Origin of the sequence: Arthrobacter sp. YC-RL1, assembly GCF_001454985.1 — a bacterium.
GTDB lineage: Bacteria > Actinomycetota > Actinomycetes > Actinomycetales > Micrococcaceae > Glutamicibacter > Glutamicibacter soli.
Genome location: NZ_CP013299.1, coordinates 19,973 through 37,321, shown reverse-complemented (window position 1 = coordinate 37,321; position 17,349 = coordinate 19,973). Strand labels below are relative to the sequence as shown.

The following is a 17,349-nucleotide window of genomic DNA, read 5'->3' as shown; positions in this document are numbered from 1 at the left end:
CCCACTTTCATAAATATTTGGCAAGAAAATATCCCCCATCGTGAGACAAGACCTCACCTTTGACGGGGGATATTTCTATGCACTTAGGCACTTGTTGGGAGACTGGGAAAGTAGCGGCTTGGGATTAGCCTCGTCCGCTCCCACGGTCGCCCTGTGGCTTACCACGGGGCACGGGCGGGCGTGTAAGCGCCGCCCTCTTCGCCGTCTCAATCTGGCCTGCATCAAGTAACGGACCTCCGCGCTTTTGTCGCGCTAAGTCTTTCTCCCATGCTCCTACTGCCGGGGCCGCCTCGGTGCCTTCTTGAGTTGTTCTATAGACGCGATAGCGCTCAACAGCCGGGCAATCTATGGCAAGGTTTTGAGCAACTGCCTCTGGTTTCGATTTTCCGTCCGGTCCGTCAAAAACTGCGCGGGCGTACTCGCTCGGAACCCAGCGTCCGCCCAGCTCTTCGCGTCCGTCTAGTGCAGCTTCATAGGACTGTTGCCAGCGCTTGGCAATTCTGCCTTCGGAGATTTCAAACGGAACTTCAACGTCAATTATCTGCACACTGTAGCCAGCGGCATTGAGCTGTCGCCCAAGCTCCTGTGCGGAGGTCTCAGATGACAGCACAGTGTCAACAACGATATTCATTCCCTCTCGGATTGACTCGGTACGCAACCGGCCCGCGAGTATGGAAGATTCCTCGTGTACCAGTGATGCCAGTTCTAGAGGAAAGAACTTTTCTCCGGCCGCTTCGCGGTCTCGGATTTCTGGCGGCTTGATCTTCGATTCATAGGTGCCGTCTTGCTGCGCCTGGCGCAGCAAAGCATACTTAAACTCGTCGGCGTCGATGACCAAATAGTGATCTCGTTTGTCGCCCAAGATGGATTTGAGCACGGTGCTCTTACCTGCACCTGGCGGTCCTGCGAGAACGATAGCCTCACGGTCGCTTCGCGCATTTGGGGCCGCGTCCTGTTGCTGGGCAACCAAGCGATTGTGAAGCTGCCTACGTGCGGCTTTGGGTTCCCACTGTTCCGGGCCAAGCTCGGTAAACCAGTCGGGGTTCTTTACCGTTGCATAATCAGAATCTTTCGAAAGTGCTTCGCCGGACTTCGACAGATCAATGACGGATTTACGATGGCGCTCAATCTCGTCGTCGTTCGCCACTATCGCGGCTCGACTGCGACGGCCGCCAACACGGTGTCGTAGGCCTCAGCGTCAATCAGACCATCATCAAAGGCCTGCCCAACGTCATCAAAAGATCCCGGTGTGGCAAATCTCAGATCATCAAAATAGCCACGCTCACGTGTCGCGGGCGTCGCATACTCCCAGCGCGTCAGCTCGTCAATAAGCTGCTCACGCGTCAGCTCGCCTACGGAGTACCGCTGGCACACCTCATAGGGATCAGCACCGGAGAAGCCGGCCCTGGCGGCCGGAACTTTCTGTGCAGTTTTCAGCGCCGTAGACAAGCTGGGCTGGCTAATCCCCAGCACCTTCGACAATTGCCGCTGCGTGCAACCTAGGGAGGCCAGGCGGGCCAGCTCGCGCCGGTAGTCCAACTGGTCCAGGTTCACCCTCTGCCGCAAAGTGCGGGCACGTCCGGCTTCTACTGCGTAGTCAATTGTGGTCATCGTTATCGCCTCCTATAGCCCATTCTATCAACATTTGATAGGGGGTGCTATATCCAGTGTCATTTAGTCTGCCGCTAAGCGGGTTAGTGCGCGGCTCACGCTCGATGCCCCAACTCCAAGAACGGCCGCAATGTGGGTGATGCTTTTGTCCTGGGCACGCATGTTCTTTGCTTCTTCAATACGCTCTGGTGTCATCACCGTTGGGCGGCCGCCGATTCGGCCTTGGGTGCGCGCGTGCGCAAGGCCGCGCATGGTGTTGTCTCTGATCGTGTCTACTCGGAGCTGAGCGAAAACGGCCACTATCCCAAACAGCGCCCGGCCCATCGGCGTGGTTGTGTCGATCTCTGGTTCGGTGAGGCTTCGAATGTGCACCTTGCGCCCATGCAACTCGTCAATGGTTTGTATGGCCATGACTTCGCTGCCTGCAATGCGGTCAAGGGCGCGAATCACGAGGGTATCCCCCGCGTTCAAATAGTCCAGGCAAGTCAGCCACTCCGGGCGCGCTGCTATGCGGCTTGACTCGCCCCTGTCCACGAAAACTCTTACCGCTCCTGCGGCTCGTAGCTCGGCCTCCTGCGAATCGGGGTTTTGGTCGCGGGTTGAAACGCGTGCGTAGCCAATAGTGTTGCTCATCGTCCCGGCTCGGTGCCGTGCTCATAGCCGCGCTGCAATGCACCTGCGATGGCGCTGCGGTCTGTTGTTTCGGCTGGTGAGTTCATGTTGCTCACTCCTTATCGGGTTCGCGCAGTGACTCATTGGGAGGTGGGCCGCTGCATTTTCTTCTCGATCGCCTCAAGCTAACCAGAAACGCCCTACGCTTTGTTTCGGTTCATTTTGGTTTCGGTGCACGTTTTCGGTTGACGATTATCCGGCGTGTCGCCTGCACTGTGTCATTCAAAAATTAGGCCACCAAAAACGACCGTTATCGGGACGCGGCAGGCCGACGGTCAGCGGGGCTGCTATAACGTGTCAGGCTTCGATGCGCAAGCGCTTACCCAACGCATTGACGACCTTCTCAAGAGTGGCAGTAGAGATATTGCTGCCAGTCTCTAAACGGGCAATTGTGGGCCGCGAAACTCCTGCCTCGCTGGCCAGCTTGTGCTGGCTCCAGTCAAGGCTCTCACGGGCGTCTCGGATGTCCTTTCCGATACCTTTCGCCGGATTGGGCTTTCGGCTCATCAGACCACCTCTAGGGCTGGCGCCAATCTTCGTTCAGCTCGCACACGTAAAGCGTGTCCGTACTGCGACATGCTGTTCCAATCAACCACGGTCTCACCGTTACTATCGGTGGTTACTGGAACCATGATGCGTGTCTTCTTGAGTCGCCCAAGCGTCGCTCCATTACCACCCCAGCTGAACTTTCCCATCTGCTCCTGGATCAGCGCTGCAAGCACCAGCCCATTGCCCTCATCGAGCAGTTCGTGCCTGAGCACTTGGATGTTCTGGCTGGTGTAGAAGGGTACGGGCTGGTAGCCGATTGTTTGAGTATCGAGACCGATAGTGATGGCTTTCCCAGGTTCCGGTGTGCGGTCTTGGCGTGGACAAAAGCTGTCCACGCCATTGTTTGATTTCGTGCGAGACACGAACGGGAACAGTGGGTCTCCAGCGGTATCCAGCTTTGACTTGTCATACCATGCGGTGGAAGCCTTCATGGAGTCAAATACATCAGTGATGAACATCGGCTCGAACTTCAAGTCAGGGAGGGTGTCGTCGTCAGCAGGACTTGTCTGGATAGCACTGTGCATGTCCGTGATGACACGGCCCAGCAGCTCGGCTCCGAGGCGATCGAGTCCGTCCCAGTCCACGATTTGGTTATCCTCATCGTCGGTGGTGATGGGCACCATGACCTCTTGGCTTCTCAGCCTCTGAATGTTTGGCTTATAGCCAAAGTTGTACTTTGGAAAACACTGATATGTAATGCAAGAAGCGAGCATTAGCAGGGCAGCCGGAGTGGCGTCTTCATAAAGCGGTTGTAGAGCCGTCACATCTGACGAAGCAAAGAATGGTGCTGGTTGAAATGTGCAATATCCGGCTCCTCCATCCCCATTGTTGACAATAGCGAGCCACTTCCCAGGAAATAATGGCAGGTCATTTACGTACCCTACGAACCCATTGTTGCGGGCAGCGGCCCCGACATAGGGGGTGCGACCTTCGGGATCACGTTCTCCTACTTTTCCACGATGGAAACTAACGATCGTACCGAGCCTAAGTGGCCGAAAGTCAAGAGAATCGAAGATGTTCATACTGTCACCCCTTCTTCGAGTTCAGATTCCTCAGATTTCGGCGTCGGCGTGATCAGGTCGCCCAAGCCGTGCGCGTGCATATCCACCTGCCAGGTCACATAGTCGGCTGCGGTAGCAAGGAAGTCTTCGTACTGAGGCGGCTGGTCGTTGAAGTAAAAGTACGAGTGTTGCCATTCATCTTCGGGCATCACCTCGGAACGGACGATAAAGCCTGTGTCGGCCTGGGCATCACCGTTGATTACATCAATAAGGTGCCTACGCCGGGAGTCAGCAATACCGGTGTCAACAAGTCCACGGTGGGCTGCAACCTTGTATCCGTCGTCTTCAAAGTTGATGAACTTCACCTTGGCGTCTCGCTTGTGTGGGCGTCCAGCTGTGAACACTGCGACGACCGTGTGCGGGGTGTGACCGGAATTCGCAAAGGTCATCGGATTCATCGTGATGACCATATCTAGGGAGTTATGGGTCAATATCTGCTTCTTACGTGCCTTGTCCTCTTTGGTTTTGCCAACCATTGTTGATTGGGGCACGATCGCCGCAAGTCGCCCACCTGGGTTCAAGAAGGTCAATGCCTTCTCAATAAAAGCAAGCTCAGAAAGGTTGCGAGTCGATTTGTCCTTAGATTGTGAGTATGGCGGATTGAGTAGCACCTTAGTGAACCCATGGCCCATCGCCCAGGAGCCATCGGGCATCTTTATGTCACCGCGCATCTCGTGAAGTGGCGCTTCGAAGATCGAGTCCCGGCGGAAGTTGGCTTTGCCATCTCCGCGCAAGATCATGTTGGTGGTGCCAATAGCGAAGAGCTTATCCTGGAGCTCGATCCCGTGCAGGCGCTCGCGACGGATTTGTTCTTTGAGAGTTTCATTATGGCCTGCGTCTTGGAACATGCGGTGCATAGCTGCGATAAGGAACGAAGCTGTGCCAGCTGTGGGGTCGAGTACGTAATCACTGGCAGAGATATCGATGAGCTCAGCCATGAGCGTGGTGACGTGCTCAGGCGTTAGCACGATGCCAAGTCCCGAGCCGTCGCCGCCGCCGTAGGCGATAAACTCGTGGTAGAAGTTCCCAAGCACATCGAAAGCAGTCATAGATGGATCAGTGACAGCGTGCATTACTTCGTCGGCCAGGATGCGGGTCATCCATTTCAGAGGCGACTCTCCCAAATCGCGGTGCACACGGTTCAGTGGCGGGGAAGTGCGGATGTAGGCGAACTGGTCAAGTAGAGTACCAATCTTTTGCTGCGGCATGAGCGCCTCAGACTCCATGTACTGTTTTGCAGCGTCATAGATGATACGTCCATCCCACACCTGGCCGTTGTTACCTGGGGTACGGCCCTGCAACTGCGTGATGTCGAAGTAGTCGTTCTTGAGTGCGAGCAGGATTGCAGATACCAACGGGGCTTTTCGGTTGTTCTCTACTGAGCCGTAGTTCCGCATACCCTCGTGAAGGCGTTCAGCTGCAGCACGAATGTCATCAAGCCTGACCTCTGCACGGGGGCGCTCGTCAAGGACCTGGACAGCGTGATACTCATTTATCTGATCGGCAGCGAAGACATCGAGGTTGTCGAGGTCATCGAGCTGTTTCACCATACCGGCACCGAGATAAACGACCGCGATTTCGTGGTGCTCTTCATCGCCACCAACCCCGACGGCAAAGATGCCTTTGTCATGAGGAATGCCGTTATCCAGCATAGTTTGGGCGTAATGTACTGCGCCGTTCAGAGCATAGTCGGCACGGAATGGGTAGTCGGTGGTGACAAGCCCATTTTCGATGCGCCGGGTGAATCGAACTTCCCGCTTGTCTTCGATCATGACCACGAAACCTTCGGACAAGAAGACGAACTCGGGTTTTCCTTCTGCGATGCCTGTGGCTGACTTCGAGCCACCCCGGAGTGCATTGCGCTTCCACTGCGGACCACCTTCCTGTTCCCAAGGGCGCTCCACACCGATTTCTCGCAGTAAGTCCCTGACGAACTGGTCAGTTGCCCTTTCGTTTCCCATGCCCACATCTTTCTCGCAATGATAAAAATCCAGCTCTATTTGTATCAGTTATATTGCTTTAGCTGGTAAACCTATACACTGCACGCGGGTCTAAAAAACGATCCTTGGTGGATTGGCCCGGGGTCGCTACTTCGAGTCGGGAAAATTTTGCCCATAGATGGTCCATGGGTCGGGTCGGTAGGCGTTTTTTTCGTCTTGGCCGTGGTGCCACGTGTAGTCATCTTCAAGGTCTGCCCATATCGAATCTTCTCTACGAATGCGCTTAGCTTCGGACTTGTGTATCCACAGCGTCTCGCGCTGTCCGTGAGTGTACTTACTGATCATGGTCGCCGGGTACTCCACTAAGATCCGGTCTCCCTGCCATGCCATAACTCGCGCGTGAATCTTTCGCTCATTCATGACTATTTCCACGTATGGGCGGCGACCTGGCAGGTAGTGCCGCATCTTGTCAGGGTCAGGCTCAAAAGTCATTCGGGGCCTGCGCTTAACTAAGTTCTTTCTTGCTTGAGGCTGTGGTGGTCGGTTCACGGTATCCCTGTTTAGCAATGGCGTTCTGGGCCTTTGCCAAACTCTCCCCCACGAGGTCAGCCAAGGCAGCGGCTTCGAGCATGTGCGCGGTCGCCAGGTTGACGGACGCCTGCGGATCGCTACCGTCGTCCTCGTACACGTCGTACTCGTTAAGTGAGCGCTCCATGCTTGTTGCAAGCTGTCGGAGAGCCTGGCCCAGCATGGACCCAGTGGCGCCCTTCAAGTTCCCTAGAACTTGATACACCGTGGGCGCTGGGTGTGTGGAATTCATGTGGCAGATCGCGCGGACGGAATCATAGATTGCGGTGGCTTCTTCGACGACTGCGGGTGTTTCATCACTCATGGCATTCTCCTTCGTTTCCTTATGCCTAGCATGGGACTAGGACATTACGCATTGCTATCGTTCAACTTTTGTACCCGGCTTCACCTGGGCAAATGTCCCGGCTGTCGCTTCAAGAATGGTGTCTACGTCGCGAGGCGACGCGGTACGCTCACATTCGTCCTGGTCATCTGAAACGCATGGGTTGAGTGTGTCCACGCGGAGCACTTCGCCGTCTCTGATCCACACCACATCGAGTGGGATCTGAACACCAAACATCCATACTTCTGTGCTCTGTGGCTCTCCCAGCTCGAAGAGCATTCCCTGGTCTGCCAGGAGGTCTACGCGTCCGCGTAGACCTTGCTGCTGCTTCTCGGGGGTATTTGCTAGCTCTGCGGAAACGGTGATGCCGCCGATGGTTACATCCGTGCGCGCTGGCGCACACGAACTCAGTACACCGATAGCGAGAATCGCTGTGAGTGCTGCTGCCGACCGCCGGGCGTTCATCGTTACGCTAACGGGCGGCCAAGTCGACCGGTTCGTGGTGCCGCACCGTCGAAGGGCTTGCCGCCGTTGTGGAGCTTTTCCAGCCTTTCAACCTCGCGCATGACTACGGCCGCGTGAAAATCGCTAAATGTCTGGTATCCCTCCAAGTGGCCGACCTGTTGGAAGGCTCCGCGCACGCGCTCGGCGTCCTCTGTTTCCTGGTAGTAGGCAACCTTTGTTTTGGCTTTCTTTGCCTTTCGGGCCGGTGTCGTGGCGGGTGTGGCTACAGGGGCCGGCTCGGCCTCAACCGCCGGGGCCGGAGCTTGTGTAGCCACCTGATCCGTGGCGGGCGCTTCGGCGGGCTGTAGAGGCGCTGCGGTGACCGGCGAGCTGCCCGCAAGGGTTGATTTCATGGGTGCAGGGCGCTTTGCCATTGCTATTTTCCTTTCGTAAGGGTGTCGATGTATCCCGCATAGATGGTGGCGAGATCTTCCGCGTCGCCGCCCCATTGGTCGAGTCCGTGGTTTGCTTCCATCGCGTCCGCAATAGGCGCTCGCTTGGGCACCGGGGGTTCCAAAACAAGAACACCACGGGCTAGGGCGGCTTCACCGATCTCTCCCGCCCAGTGTGCGCCGCTGATGGTGCGTGCTTCATGCTGGTTGACCATAAATCCCGCAATTTTCAAGGCGGGGTTGTAGTGCTCGTGCACCAGGTCAATAGTTCCCAGTAGCTTGGTGATGCCATTGGCGCTGAATAGCCGTGAATGGGTAATCACCAGCACGCCGTCAGCGGCCGTGAGGCTGTTGATGGTGAGCTGGTCGAGCGAGGGCGCGCAGTCGATTAGCACTAGGTCATAGTCGTCTTGCACGCCCGCCAGCGCGTTTCTCAGACGAGATTCACGCCCTGCTCCGGCCAGCACGAGTTCGTCGCGGACTACTCCCAGCGTCTCCCCTGTGGTGGGAATGACGCTCAGGTGGTCCCAAATGCCGTCCACAGTCACACCTTCCAACGTTGCCGCTGAGCGGTCGCTAAGTGCGTCCGCGAGGCCCGCATGATCCTCGGTGATGCCGTTGGTTAGCACGCTGGTGATGTTCCCCTGGGGATCTGCATCAACGACTAAAACACGCTTGCCAGCTAGCACTGCGGCGCGGGCCAAGTGGAAAGTGGTCGTGGTCTTACCGACTCCCCCTTTTTGGTTGCAGAGGGCAAAAATTGTTGCGGTCACGGTGGTCTCCATCTGTTGTTCCCAGTCTAGAATACTTCTCTTATCCCCAATAGAACTATTGGGGATATTGGGGGCGGATTGACCGCCCCCAATCGTTACTACTCGCCGCGTTCAGCCTTGTGGACCGTGACGCGCTGCCCTCGGAGACTCACACCGATTTCATCGGCTCGAACTTCATGCCTCCGGTGGGCTTCCCCGGCTTTGCCCTCTTCCTGGGTGACCCGGTAGCGACCGCTGAATGCAACACGAATGTTCCCGCCGTCCTGCGCAGCCGCTACAAGGTTGCGGGCCTGGTCCCCGGACACTGACACCTTGTAGGTGGTGGCCGGTCCGTCGCGCCACTGCTTGTTTTCGTCGCGCTCTCGGTCGCTCACGACAACCAGCGCATGGCAGTAAACGCCCGTTTCGCTTTCTCGGAGCCTCGGCACCTTGACAAGGTTTCCAACTCGGCTGATATAGCTCATGGCCTGCTCTCTTCCTGTCCCCGTAGGGACAATAGTACTGATGGGGTTACCGGCGGCGGCGTTCTACGGTCATTTCATGGCCATCCATTTGGCTGGGGTAGAAAACCCATTCAATGTCGCTGCCCTCGGGTGGGATGAAACGGACACCCCTAACTGGCGAGCCGTACCGAATGGGGCTTAGAGGGTCTTGCACCACAAGCGGCTTCCGGTACGGCTTGCCATCAAGCGCCATGAGTCGATCCCCCATTTGCAAATCTGCAAGTCGGGTAATGATGATCTTTTCCATTTCCTGCCTCTTCCTCTCGTCCCTATTAGTACTATTATATCTAATAGTACTAATAGGGAAAGTTTTTATATTCTTCGATACACATGACCGTGAAAACCGGCTCCCCTCGGTCACCTGGGCCGATGGTCAGACCTAGGGTCACCTTCTCTGCCTCACACCAAAAACTAGGTCGCCTGGCATTCGGTACGCGGTACAGGTCAAACATGGACAGTTGCTCCCCGGCGGCGTTCCTTGCTGCAAGGCCTGCCATGTAGAGAACATCCCACAGTCGCGCGTCATCCGCCTGTGGCTCCGGGTGGCTGTCGTCCCAGGCGACGGCGTAAGTCCATGCCGCTCGGGTCAGGGCTACGGAGTGCCTAAATCGGGCATCTTGGGCCGTGGCGGTTACATCAATGAGTTGCCCAACTTCAAGGGCTTGCCCTCGTGTGTGCGCGTGGGTTGCTTTGCCAGGCATTGCCGTTCCTTTCGTTTGGGGCATTATCCCCAATGTCTGCATTGGGGATAATGCCAGCATTATCTACTGCGTCGAGTTGTCTGCGTCGTATCGGTTGAACCACAGTGAGTGGTTCACGTCGAGGCGTGAGCCAAAGGTGCGTATGCCGTCCGCAAGGTCAATCCGCTCGTCCCCGGCGGCCGTGCCGATCTTTTCCAACGTGAGCTGCACTGGCAGCCAGGTAAGCCCGTAGCTAAAGTGCACTTCAACCCGGCCATCTTCATCAGCAATGCCTCCCACGCCTTCACCATTGACGACACAGCCGATGCCACGGTCTACGGCTATGAGCATCTGGGGCAACGGGCCATGCGTAAGCTGCGCCGCATCGGCCTCGGGGTACTGGGCGGCAAACTCTTCGCGGGCCGCTGCCAGCAGGATCTCTGCATCAAGCTTGGTTCCAATAGCCCCTGCGGGCCTTGTGTTGCGCTGCATGGTTCCTCTTTCCTTCGTTGTTAGTACTATTGTATCTAATAGTACTATTAGATACAAGCTATGAGAATCACAGACCGCGAACCCGCGTCCCTTGCGGGGTGACCTCAACGCGGAAGCGGGTGCGGGGATTGCGCTTAAGGCTCCTGTCCCAGTGGGTGGACATGTCGGCACTGAGGATAAGGTTTTCCTGGTCAAGCTCCCCTGGCTCGGCGGGCTGCTGCGCAGCCCAGTTGTACTCAATGGCACTGTCGCCCTCGGGGGCGACTCGCACCAGCCACTCGGCTCGTGGTGCGCGCAGCGAGTGGCGCAAGTGGTGGGCGGCGGTATCGCCATCGCTTACCCAGTTGCAGATTTCCTGCTGAGTGTCGTTCATATTTTCTCTCCCTTGTTATTTATAGTTCTATTGTATCCAATAGTACTATTATATGCAAACTGCTAGGCTCTGCTCTTTAGCTCAGAGATCTTATCCGGGCGGAAGCCTGACCAGTGCTCCTGGTCGTCAACCACGACAACGGGAGCCTGCCCGTATCCCAGTTCTTCACTGACGTATTCGAGGGCCGCAGGGGTCGAGGTAAGGTCAATGACCCGATAGGGGATCTTTGCCCTATCCAGTGCTTGGTAGGTGGCGTCACACTGAACGCACCTGGGCTTGCTGTAAACGGTGATTTCCTGCATCGTGCTCACATCCTCTCTCGTTCATTCTGTCGGCCTGTTCCTGATAAGCAGAGCATCGCCGCAGTTAGCGGCCAGAGTGCAACCGTAGGCGATGGGGGAGGGGGTTTCTGTGCGAAATAAGGGAGCTTGCGACCGCGCTCAGAAAGCCTCGGGGGAATCGGCCCCGCAGGGGCTTGCGCGGCGGCCGTGGCGGCAATGATTAAGCGCCAGGAACAGGACACATCCTAGGGGCCGGCCATGGTCCTCAGGCCATTCATGCGGGCGCGTAGCGCCGGGGGAGCGCGCCCCTCGCGGGGCGGCCGTTTCGACTCTGCCGCATTTCCCCCATTAGTACTATTGTTTACAATAGTACTAATGGGGGAAGCTTTTATGAGCTAATCAGGTTGCGCAACTCGCGGGGGATCTCGCCGCCTTTGGCCTGGTGCTCTGTCACTAGGGCTGCCATTTCCTCGGCCGTTTTCACTGCTTTGATGGCCTCATAGTCAACGCGGTCGGTCCAGCTGTATTCGGTGCGTACCGATACGGATTTGGCGTTGACCCTTGCAACTTCTGCCCATCCGTACCGAATCCGTACATAGTCGCCCTTTTTGATGGTTTCGCGGCTGTAGTTGGTGGCCTTGCCCTCGGTGATCTGATCGGCGCGGACCTGCTGCCAGTAGGCCAGTTGGTCGCGCTGATCTTCAAGCATGGCGGTTAGCCTATCGAGGTATGCACCGCTTGCGCCGATTGGCTCGGCGCTCAATACGTGCTCCCCGGCATCGTTCTTGATCCATTGGCGGGTGCCTGTGATGTGGCGTTGAGTGCGGCGGGCGTCCGCTTCAAGCTTCTTGATGCGGTTTGCTACCGTTTCCACGCTGTAACGTGCCCCGGTGGTGTGCGTAGCGGTTTCTGCACGGCGGGCGGCTTCTGCGGCTTCCGCGTCGGCGGCGATGGCCTGGGCCTGGGTGCGGTGCGCCTTCTCGATGGCGTTGCGGTGACGACTCTCCGAGTGGTGACCGATCTTGATTGGCTCGCCGCCCCAGGGGAGCGCATCCCCGGCCGCGTTTGCTCGTGCTTGAGCCTGGTCGGCCGCTGCCGCCTTGCGGTCGGCTTTGGCGTCAAGTGCGGCCGTGCGCTGCTCCTGGCGCTCGATCTTGCCCGCTTCAACTTCGGCCGTGGTGCGGGCGGTTTCATCAATTTCTGTTTCAACCTCGAACCCTTCCGCGCGTAACGCTGCGGCGGTGGCCTTGATGGTGTGCCACTTGGGCATCCGGTCCCGGCTCATCGGAACAAACCATGCTGAGATGCTGCGGCCCCAGCGCCAGCGCTGGGCCTTCAAAATTTCGGCGGTTCCATCGCCGCGCGTGGTGCCTTCAATCATGGTTCCGGCTTCGTGGGTGTGGGTGATGGTGAGCATTTGCTTCTCCTTCGTTCAGTATTAGTACTATTCTATCTAATAGTACTATTATATGCAAGCCAAATCAGGGACTATTGCTACTATTTGCTGGAAAATTCGGCTATGTAGTCAAGGTATTCGCCTAGGATCGTGTGTTCATCGAACGGGCTGATTCCGTCATCCCATCCGGTGCCCAGCTCGTGATCTGCGAGGCGAGACGCTAGCAGCACCTCTGTTTCCGCGTTGATCTGCTTTCCGTCTGCTGTTTCTATGGTGACCATTTCCGCCAACCTTTCCGCTCGCGCTCGTTCATTTTTTTGGGGCCTCCTGGTAATGGAATAACCGCGTGTGGAGTGGCCCGGAGTGCAACCCGAAGGGTGGTGGGGGAGAGAATTTCAGGCGAAATAAGGGAGCTTGCGACCGCGTCTGGGATTCTCGGAGGAACCAGCGCGCAGCGCTTGAACGTAGTGGCCCGGAGCGCGCGATGCTGGATAACCAGGAAGGACAAAAAACGCTTCTTGCTGGCTGCGCCTGCGCGGCCAGTTCTCAGCCGTCCACACTGGGTGCAGGTCACAGGGCTGTGGCAATTGTGGGCGGGGGAGTGTGGTCGTGTTCCCGGTGTCCAGCATGTGTGCAGGTTAGCCCCGACGATAGCTGGGCTGTGCACATGTGGTCACGGGTGGCCACTGTACGGGCGGTGACGTTGATGGGGTGGCTTGTGAAAAAGTGAAATATCCACGCCAGAACGGACTCGCCACCGCACTGCGGGAACTGGGCAAACTGGAACGAACCCTCTTCCTGCTGGATTGGCTCCAAGATCCCGACCTGCGCCGCAAGGTCACGGCCGGGCTGAACAAGGGCGAGGCCAGGAACACCCTGGCCCGGGCCGTTTTCTTCAACAGACTTGGAGAGATCCGCGACCGCAGCTTCGAGCAGCAGCGCTACCGGGCCTCAGGGCTGAATCTTCTCACCGCGGCCATCGTCCTCTGGAACACGGTCTACCTCGACCGCACCATCACCACCTTGAACCAAGAGGGCAACGCCACCGACCCGGACCTGCTGCGGTTCCTCTCACCCCTGGGATGGGAACACATCAACCTCACCGGCGACTACACCTGGCCACGCACCAACAAGATCAAACCCGGCAAATACAGGCCACTACGGCGCTCGACAAAACCTTAGCGTCGGATATTTCACTTTTTCACAAGCCACCCCTGGATGACGTATCGGGTGCCGTCTTCCACATCAAACCCGTACGCCCCGAAGATGGTGTTCTCCCGGACAAGCAACCTGCTGATGTAGATGGTGTCCAGGATGGGGACACGCAATTGTTCGGCCCGCCGGATCAACGTCCGCTGAATTTCCAAGCCCGTGTAGTCCCCGGCGAAGGCGGTTCGCCGGAATTTGTGGGCACCGAAAAACCGCTGAGAGATCGCACCATCTTCTTCTCGGGCGAAGTTCATGCCGTAGCGTTCCAGGTCGCTTATTCCGCGCTCTGCTCCTTCAGCGACGATTTGAACCGTTAACGGATTCGCCAGAAGGTAGCTCTCCCGGATCGTATCAGCGGCGTGTTGTTGCCAGGTGTCTTCCGGGTCCATCGTTGCCAAGGCAGCGTTGATTCCACCAGCGGCCAGCGAGGTGTGTGCGTCAGCCTTCGGGCGCTTGCCCACCGCAGTGACATCTACTCCTCGCTCGGCGAGTTCGATGGCGGCACGGAGCCCTGAGCCGCCAGTCCCGATGACAAGGACAGCGGTATTTATTCTCTTCTCTTGGATATTCATGTTTCCTCTGGGGATGTGATGAACTGTCGGCCATTTAAGACCGCGGAGCCGCTTACTACTTGGGTTGAGTTCAATGGGTCCCCTGCACGCTGTGCTCTCTCGGGCATCCGGAAGGCGGCCTAGGGCCGCGCCGAGGTATGAATCAATTCCCGATTTGGCTTATTGGCGAGGCTGCGGCCAGCAGGCTTCGCTGACCGCAGCTTCGCGCGTTCCAATCGACACGAGGCCGATGCTATTTGGTTGGCACCTGCTGTCTGGTGGTTGCCTTGTGGGGTTACTCATCTGCGATCGTCGTGGGCTGGGGTTTTCCGTTGACGCAGCGGGAGTTCTGTGGTGCTAGGAGTTTGTGCTTTCCTGCAGCCATTGGTCGAGAGTTTTCTCGCCGATGCGGGCTTCTCCGACTGGAACGATGCTCGTTTCCTCGATGGGAATACCGAAGTACCCGGCGTCAGGATCAACGGCCACAGTACGGGGATCGCCTTTCGCGCTGAGGACCCGGCTGGCAAACTCGTGCATGGGGGCTCGTTCCGGACCGGCAATTTCAAGCACCCCGTCCAGGGCAGGGGAAAGCGCCGCATCAGCAACCAACCGCGCGACGTCCGCGGCAGCCATCGGCTGCATCAAGTGGTTCGTGAGGAAGACGCGGCCATCACGCGTTCCAACGTCAGCGATCATCGGGATGAACTCGAAGAACTGCGTTGCCCGGACCAAGGTATAAGGCACCCCGCCGTCCCGCACTGCGTTCTCCTGGGCGGTCTTACCTGCGAAGTACCCCACCGGGCCAATCCGGTCAGTACCAACAACGGAAAGGACCACATGGTGCTGCACTCCGGCTCGCTTCTCTGCAGCCAGGAGATTTGCCGTGGATTTCGTGAAGAAGGGGACGACAACGTCTTCGTCGAACTCCGTGGTGTTCATCAGGTCGACCACAACATCAGCGCCGGCCATCGCTTCGTCCAAACCCGCACCGGTTACCGAGTCCACACCGCTGGAGGGCGATGCCGCGACTGCCTCGTGTCCCTGCTCGGTCAGAATATCCACAACCTGCCTGCCGATCAGGCCTGTGCCACCTGCAACCAGAATCTTCATGTCTTGTCCTCACCTAATACTCGGATAACTTTTATCCGAGATGAAGGTTACGGACATGATGTGTCCGAGTCAACTACTATGGCGGTATGAAGTTATCCGGAGGTGTCGAATGGGCTATCCATTGCTGTGTGGTGCTCAGCAGGATGGACGGGGCAGTTCCGGCCAGTAAGCTCGCTGGACTCCACGACGTCTCAAGCAGCTATCTGGCCAAGCAGATGCAGGCCCTTTCACGCGGGGGACTTGTCCGTTCACTGCAGGGGCACGCCGGAGGCTACGTGCTGACCCGGCCCGCCGAGCAAATCAGCATTCTCGATGTTGTACAGGCAGTGGAAGGCCAGCAACCGCTGTTCGTCTGCACTGAGATCCGCCAGCGCGGACCCCTCGGCACCCCTCCAGAGGACTGCCTCACACCTTGCCCCATCGCCAAAGCGATGATGACAGCAGAAGCGGCCTGGCGTGAGGCCCTCAGGGAAGTCACCATTGGGGACCTCGCCCACCAGGTGAGCACCACGTCAGGACCGGAAGCCTTCCAAACGATCCAGCACTGGTTCGTCGGCGCCTAAGATCGGAACGCGAACCGGCTAAGCAACGAGCAATCCAGAAGGCTCATCAGGAACCTACGCAGGGTTAGCTTGATCTCTGTTTTGTGGCGCCTGCTTCTTTGGATCCAGTCCAGTCACCGTCCCTATTAGGGGGAACCGGGATCCTCGTGCTACTGCCTCGCGTTATGCTCCGTGTACTGCTTCTCGGAAATGCTGAAGTCAGTTTCTAGAGTGCCGGCGGCCAGTCTGGCACAGAAGTCTTGGTACGAGAGCTGACAGTAGTAGTCGTAGTAACGGGGCTCAGTAGTGTTGCGCATGACGAGTTCGTTCCTTTAGGAGTTTTGCTAACTGATACCAACAGCATCGTCTGCGCCCGTTAACCCTACAGAAGTGTTTCCAGTTTGGCGGCTTAGAGGAAATGAACCGAGCTCTCGCACTGTCCTTCGTCGGGCTGCTGATCACGGTCTCAGCAGTGCCGACTCGTGCTCCGCCTCCGTTTCGGCAGCGTTAACGACGGTCGGTAATGCTTGGGGCAGGACTTAACCCGTACCCGCTCGGAGTAACATGTCACCTTTATGCAGGCACCTCGTCGACTGTCCAGATTTTCGAGGAGTGGCCAAATTGTTTGTATGGCGACCTGCACGTTCACCGTCTCTGATCGTTTCTGACGTAAATGTCGCCGGAGACCGGTTATGCCCGGAGAACCGTAACTCCAGATCAATCCCAAAGCGAGGGCATATCTGCCTCAGGCTCCCCTCACAGGTGTCAAAGTCAAAGTCCCCTAGATGTTTGCGGCCTCCAATCCAGTGTTGTCACCCCGCCCCAGTTCGGATTGCGAGATGAAAATTTGGAACGGCTTGGATGACCTACCAAACGAACCCGGGCGAACGGTGATCAGCCTAGGCTGCTTCGACGGCGTTCACCGCGGACACCAGCTCCTTCTCGCACGGCTTACTAAGGTCGCGGCAACGAAGGGGGCCAAGTCCGTCGTTGTAACCTTTGATCCCCTCCCGGCCCAGGTGCTCTACCCAGAAACGGCTCCTGTGGCCATCATGGCGCTGGAGGACAGGCTGTCCGCTCTTGAAGCCGCGGGCGTGGATGCGGTCTTGGTTATCAAATACACCAGAGACATCGCATCCCAACCAGCTGAAGACTTTGTTGCGCAGGCTTTCGTGAAGTCATTGCACGCTGCAGTTGTCGTCGTCGGAGAGGATTGCCGGTTCGGCCGGGGTCGCGCCGGCAACATTGATACCTTGAAGGGCGCTGGACTCCGATGGAACTTTGACGTATCAGTCATGAGTGACCGTACCGCCGGGGGAGTCGGCGGTCGGAGGTATTCATCAACCTGGGCGCGCGAAGCACTTTCATCTGGAAACGTCGGCATCGCTGAGCAGATTCTCGGGCGACCCCACAGAATAAGGATGAGGGCGACCTGGGCTGCGGGTTCGTGGACAACGAAAGTCGGTTCCGTGCGAGGAATGCTGCCCACCTCCGGTGATTATGCCGGGTGGGTCCGAATAGGTTCCGGCGAACGAAGCCCAGCAACTATTCGCATCCCCGGGCAGGCCCCGCTCGTCGCCGATACTGTTATTGAGATGCAGATGCCGGGAACCCAATGCGCTGGCAAACTATCCGGCGAATCTCAACAGATCGCCTTTGACTTTTCATCCACCTTTTGACCGCGCCCCCATCTTTTGCAGCGACCAGCGCCATTAGCACAGACCGGGTGGCCGGGAGTTCTCGCAGCTACTTCTCCTCCCGTGCTTCAAGCGCCGATAACGGATATTCCGTCAATCTGCC

Annotated in this window: 21 protein-coding genes and 2 pseudogenes; 3 read left to right on the top strand and 20 right to left on the bottom strand. The window is 57.5% G+C overall.

Annotation, left to right across the window (positions count from 1 at the left end; translation table 11 throughout):
- Positions 1 to 124: 124 nt before the first annotated feature.
- The 18 genes from ATC04_RS18510 to ATC04_RS18420 form a co-directional block, all read right to left on the bottom strand.
- Positions 125 to 1,147 carry a zeta toxin family protein gene (locus ATC04_RS18510; RefSeq protein ID WP_052772144.1) on the bottom strand — a complete coding sequence of 341 codons (1,023 nt, stop codon included), beginning with the start codon at positions 1,145 to 1,147 and terminating at the stop codon, positions 125 to 127.
- Positions 1,147 to 1,611 carry a hypothetical protein gene (locus ATC04_RS18505; RefSeq protein WP_047117627.1) on the bottom strand — a complete coding sequence of 155 codons (465 nt, stop codon included), beginning with the start codon at positions 1,609 to 1,611 and terminating at the stop codon, positions 1,147 to 1,149. The genes ATC04_RS18510 and ATC04_RS18505 overlap by 1 nt, the downstream gene beginning before the upstream one ends.
- A gap of 63 nt (positions 1,612 to 1,674) precedes the next feature.
- Positions 1,675 to 2,244: a recombinase family protein gene (locus tag ATC04_RS18500; RefSeq protein WP_047117628.1), complete on the bottom strand. Its 570-nt coding sequence runs from the start codon at positions 2,242 to 2,244 to the stop codon at positions 1,675 to 1,677.
- A 336-nt stretch (positions 2,245 to 2,580) separates the two neighbouring features.
- Positions 2,581 to 2,790 carry a helix-turn-helix transcriptional regulator gene (locus tag ATC04_RS18495; RefSeq protein WP_047117629.1) on the bottom strand — a complete coding sequence of 70 codons (210 nt, stop codon included), beginning with the start codon at positions 2,788 to 2,790 and terminating at the stop codon, positions 2,581 to 2,583.
- Positions 2,790 to 3,854, bottom strand: a complete 1,065-nt coding sequence (locus tag ATC04_RS19085; protein ID WP_082123724.1) for a restriction endonuclease subunit S — start codon at positions 3,852 to 3,854, stop codon at positions 2,790 to 2,792. The genes ATC04_RS18495 and ATC04_RS19085 overlap by 1 nt, the downstream gene beginning before the upstream one ends.
- Positions 3,851 to 5,854 (bottom strand): N-6 DNA methylase, encoded by a 2,004-nt coding sequence (locus tag ATC04_RS18485; RefSeq protein WP_047117630.1) that lies wholly within the window; start codon positions 5,852 to 5,854, stop codon positions 3,851 to 3,853. The genes ATC04_RS19085 and ATC04_RS18485 overlap by 4 nt, the downstream gene beginning before the upstream one ends.
- Positions 5,855 to 6,338: 484 nt before the next feature.
- Positions 6,339 to 6,725 (bottom strand): hypothetical protein, encoded by a 387-nt coding sequence (locus ATC04_RS18475; RefSeq protein WP_047117632.1) that lies wholly within the window; start codon positions 6,723 to 6,725, stop codon positions 6,339 to 6,341.
- A 54-nt stretch (positions 6,726 to 6,779) separates the two neighbouring features.
- On the bottom strand, positions 6,780 to 7,208 hold the full coding sequence (locus tag ATC04_RS20155) for a DUF192 domain-containing protein (RefSeq protein ID WP_047117633.1): 429 nt from the start codon (positions 7,206 to 7,208) through the stop codon (positions 6,780 to 6,782).
- Between the two features lie 2 nt (positions 7,209 to 7,210).
- Complete coding sequence (locus tag ATC04_RS18465) at positions 7,211 to 7,621, bottom strand: hypothetical protein (protein ID WP_047117634.1); 411 nt, start codon at positions 7,619 to 7,621, stop codon at positions 7,211 to 7,213.
- A gap of 2 nt (positions 7,622 to 7,623) precedes the next feature.
- Complete coding sequence (locus ATC04_RS18460) at positions 7,624 to 8,424, bottom strand: ParA family protein (RefSeq protein ID WP_047117635.1); 801 nt, start codon at positions 8,422 to 8,424, stop codon at positions 7,624 to 7,626.
- A gap of 86 nt (positions 8,425 to 8,510) precedes the next feature.
- Positions 8,511 to 8,876: a single-stranded DNA-binding protein gene (locus ATC04_RS18455; RefSeq protein WP_047117636.1), complete on the bottom strand. Its 366-nt coding sequence runs from the start codon at positions 8,874 to 8,876 to the stop codon at positions 8,511 to 8,513.
- A gap of 46 nt (positions 8,877 to 8,922) precedes the next feature.
- Positions 8,923 to 9,162 (bottom strand): hypothetical protein, encoded by a 240-nt coding sequence (locus tag ATC04_RS18450; RefSeq protein ID WP_047117637.1) that lies wholly within the window; start codon positions 9,160 to 9,162, stop codon positions 8,923 to 8,925.
- Positions 9,163 to 9,211: 49 nt separating this feature from the next.
- On the bottom strand, positions 9,212 to 9,616 hold the full coding sequence (locus ATC04_RS20150) for a DUF6573 family protein (RefSeq protein ID WP_052772145.1): 405 nt from the start codon (positions 9,614 to 9,616) through the stop codon (positions 9,212 to 9,214).
- A 63-nt stretch (positions 9,617 to 9,679) separates the two neighbouring features.
- Positions 9,680 to 10,087 carry a hypothetical protein gene (locus ATC04_RS18440; protein WP_047117638.1) on the bottom strand — a complete coding sequence of 136 codons (408 nt, stop codon included), beginning with the start codon at positions 10,085 to 10,087 and terminating at the stop codon, positions 9,680 to 9,682.
- Positions 10,088 to 10,154: 67 nt separating this feature from the next.
- Positions 10,155 to 10,460, bottom strand: coding sequence for a hypothetical protein (locus ATC04_RS18435; protein WP_047117639.1), 306 nt, complete (start codon positions 10,458 to 10,460; stop codon positions 10,155 to 10,157).
- Positions 10,461 to 10,522: 62 nt separating this feature from the next.
- Positions 10,523 to 10,762 (bottom strand): glutaredoxin-like protein NrdH, encoded by a 240-nt coding sequence (nrdH, locus tag ATC04_RS18430; protein WP_047117651.1) that lies wholly within the window; start codon positions 10,760 to 10,762, stop codon positions 10,523 to 10,525.
- 367 nt (positions 10,763 to 11,129) lie between these two features.
- A complete protein-coding gene (locus ATC04_RS18425) occupies positions 11,130 to 12,158 on the bottom strand; it encodes a DUF3560 domain-containing protein (RefSeq protein WP_052772146.1) in 1,029 nt (342 codons plus the stop codon).
- Positions 12,159 to 12,238: 80 nt separating this feature from the next.
- On the bottom strand, positions 12,239 to 12,418 hold the full coding sequence (locus tag ATC04_RS18420) for a hypothetical protein (protein ID WP_047117640.1): 180 nt from the start codon (positions 12,416 to 12,418) through the stop codon (positions 12,239 to 12,241).
- A gap of 451 nt (positions 12,419 to 12,869) precedes the next feature.
- Here ATC04_RS18420 and ATC04_RS18415 point away from each other — a divergent pair.
- Positions 12,870 to 13,319 (top strand): annotated as a pseudogene (locus tag ATC04_RS18415) (Tn3 family transposase); the annotation flags it as partial.
- A gap of 35 nt (positions 13,320 to 13,354) precedes the next feature.
- Here the strand turns inward: ATC04_RS18415 and ATC04_RS18410 are convergent.
- Together ATC04_RS18410 and ATC04_RS18405 are read right to left on the bottom strand one after the other, a co-directional pair.
- Positions 13,355 to 13,918, bottom strand: a pseudogene (locus ATC04_RS18410) (FAD-dependent oxidoreductase); the annotation flags it as partial.
- 336 nt (positions 13,919 to 14,254) lie between these two features.
- Entirely contained in the window at positions 14,255 to 15,007 is a 753-nt protein-coding gene (locus ATC04_RS18405; protein ID WP_047117917.1) for an SDR family oxidoreductase, read from the bottom strand.
- Positions 15,008 to 15,093: 86 nt separating this feature from the next.
- Between ATC04_RS18405 and ATC04_RS18400 the strand changes: the two genes are divergently transcribed.
- Positions 15,094 to 15,570 (top strand): Rrf2 family transcriptional regulator, encoded by a 477-nt coding sequence (locus tag ATC04_RS18400; protein ID WP_047117916.1) that lies wholly within the window; start codon positions 15,094 to 15,096, stop codon positions 15,568 to 15,570.
- 818 nt (positions 15,571 to 16,388) lie between these two features.
- The gene (locus tag ATC04_RS18395) at positions 16,389 to 17,228 is read left to right on the top strand and encodes an FMN adenylyltransferase (protein WP_047117915.1); all 840 of its coding nucleotides are present in this window, start codon (positions 16,389 to 16,391) and stop codon (positions 17,226 to 17,228) included.
- Positions 17,229 to 17,349: the final 121 nt, after the last annotated feature.